This window comes from Roseateles sp. P5_B10, assembly GCF_056400485.1.
The window spans coordinates 1-1825 of sequence record NZ_JBFULE010000957.1 but is presented as its reverse complement, the minus strand read 5'-3'; the positions used below and the strand labels follow the sequence as shown (position 1 = coordinate 1825).

Below are 1825 nucleotides of genomic sequence, written 5' to 3'. Positions count from 1 at the left end.
CACGCGGATAGAGCCAGAAGCCCTGCCCTGGCGGCTTGTTCAATGCGATGAACTGCGTGCCGGGCGCTTTCACCCGCTCCTTGAACGCAGTGATCTCGGTCACCGCCACCACCGCGTGCCGGAACGCCGGCAGGTGGTTGATGACGTTGACGACGCCGTTCTCCAGCCCGCCGGTGTCGAAGCGGTGCAGTAGGTGCACGACCAGGGGTCGCAGGTCCGCTTGCACAGGTCAGCGCCGCCCGGCCGCCCGTAGGCGCTGACGCGCCCCCTCGGGGGGCAGCGTGCGAAGCACGCGTGGGGGCTCCATCCTTACAGGCGCCAGAGGCGGAAGCCCGCGTCCACCAGCGCCTTGGCGTCGAAGGCGGCCTTCACGTCGATGAAGGCGCCGCCCTTGACGAGCTTCTTGCCAATGTCCGCGGCGCTGAGGCCGGCGTACTCGCGGTGCGACACGGCGGCCACGATGGCATCGGCCTGCGGCAGGTCCTCGAAGGGCATCAGGCGCACACCGTACTCGTGCATGGCCTCCTCAGCCTCGGCTTGCGCATCGGTGACGAAGATCTCGACGCCGTAGGTCTTGAGCTCGTTGATGATGTCGATGACCTTGGAGTTGCGCAGGTCGCCGCAGTTCTCCTTGAAGGTCAGGCCCAGCACGTTGATGCGCGCGCCTTTCACCGGGCTGCCGCTGGCGATCATCTGCTTGATGGTCTGCTCGGCGATGAACTTGCCCATGCCGTCGTTGATGCGACGGCCAGCCAGGATGACCTGCGGGTGGTAGCCCAGCATGTCGGCCTTGTGCGTCAGGTAGTAGGGGTCCACGCCGATGCAGTGGCCGCCGACCAGTCCCGGCTTGAACTTCAGGAAGTTCCACTTCGTGCCGGCCGCCTCCAGCACCTCGGAGGTGTCGATGCCGAGCTTGTCGAAGATGATGGACAACTCGTTCATCAGCGCGATGTTGAGGTCGCGCTGCGTGTTCTCGATGACCTTGGCGGCCTCGGCGGCCTTGATGCTGGACGCGCGGTGCACGCCGGGCTCGACGATCATCTCGTAGACCTTGGCGACCGTGTCGAGGGTCTCGGGTGTGTCGCCGGACACGATCTTCAGGATCTTGGTGAGCGTGTGCTCCTTGTCGCCCGGGTTGATGCGCTCGGGGCTGTAGCCGACGAAGAAGTCCTGCTTCCATTTCAGGCCCGATTCGCGCTCCAGCACGGGGATGCAGACCTCCTCGGTGGCGCCGGGGTAGACCGTGCTCTCGTAGACGACGATGGCGCCCTTCTTCATGTGGCGGCCGACGCTGGTGGAGGAGCCGATCAGCGGGCGGAAATCGGGGATGTGGGCCTCGTCAACCGGCGTGGGCACGGCGACGATGATGACRTCGGCCTCGGCCAGCATCTTGGGATCGTCGGTGTAGACGGCGTGCTTGGCCGCCTGGACTTCCTCGTCCGTCAGCTCGCGGCTCGGGTCGGTGCCGCGTTGGCAGGCTTCCACCTTGTTCTTGGCGATATCGAAGCCGATGGTGCGCACCTGCTTGCCGAACTCCACCACCAGGGGCAGGCCCACGTAGCCCAGGCCGATGACTGCGAGCGTATTCATGGATCGTTTCTCGTTGCTGTGATTTTTGAAGGCGCGTGATTGTCACTGCTGGCGCGCGGCGTCGCGGTCGCGCACCCCGCGCAAAGCGGTGTCCAGGCTGCCCCAGTGCGCGTGCAGGAATTCGCGCAGCAGGGCGTCATCAGCGCCGGCGACGGTCTTGTCGGCATAGACCAGGATGACCGCCGCATCGTCGCCGTGGCCCAGCAGACTCTGCCAGGCGCCATAAAGCTTGGCC

At 65.8% G+C, this 1825-nt stretch carries 2 protein-coding genes and 1 pseudogene; all 3 read right to left on the bottom strand.

The window, feature by feature from the left end:
- Positions 1-226, bottom strand: a pseudogene (locus tag AC1DU6_RS29720) (TIGR03088 family PEP-CTERM/XrtA system glycosyltransferase); the annotation flags it as partial.
- 83 nt (positions 227-309) lie between these two features.
- Positions 310-1590 carry a nucleotide sugar dehydrogenase gene (locus AC1DU6_RS29715; RefSeq protein WP_457325064.1) on the bottom strand — a complete coding sequence of 427 codons (1281 nt, stop codon included), beginning with the start codon at positions 1588-1590 and terminating at the stop codon, positions 310-312.
- A 42-nt stretch (positions 1591-1632) separates the two neighbouring features.
- A partial coding sequence (locus AC1DU6_RS29710) for an exosortase-associated EpsI family protein (protein WP_477861606.1) occupies positions 1633-1825 on the bottom strand: 193 nt, incomplete at its 5' end.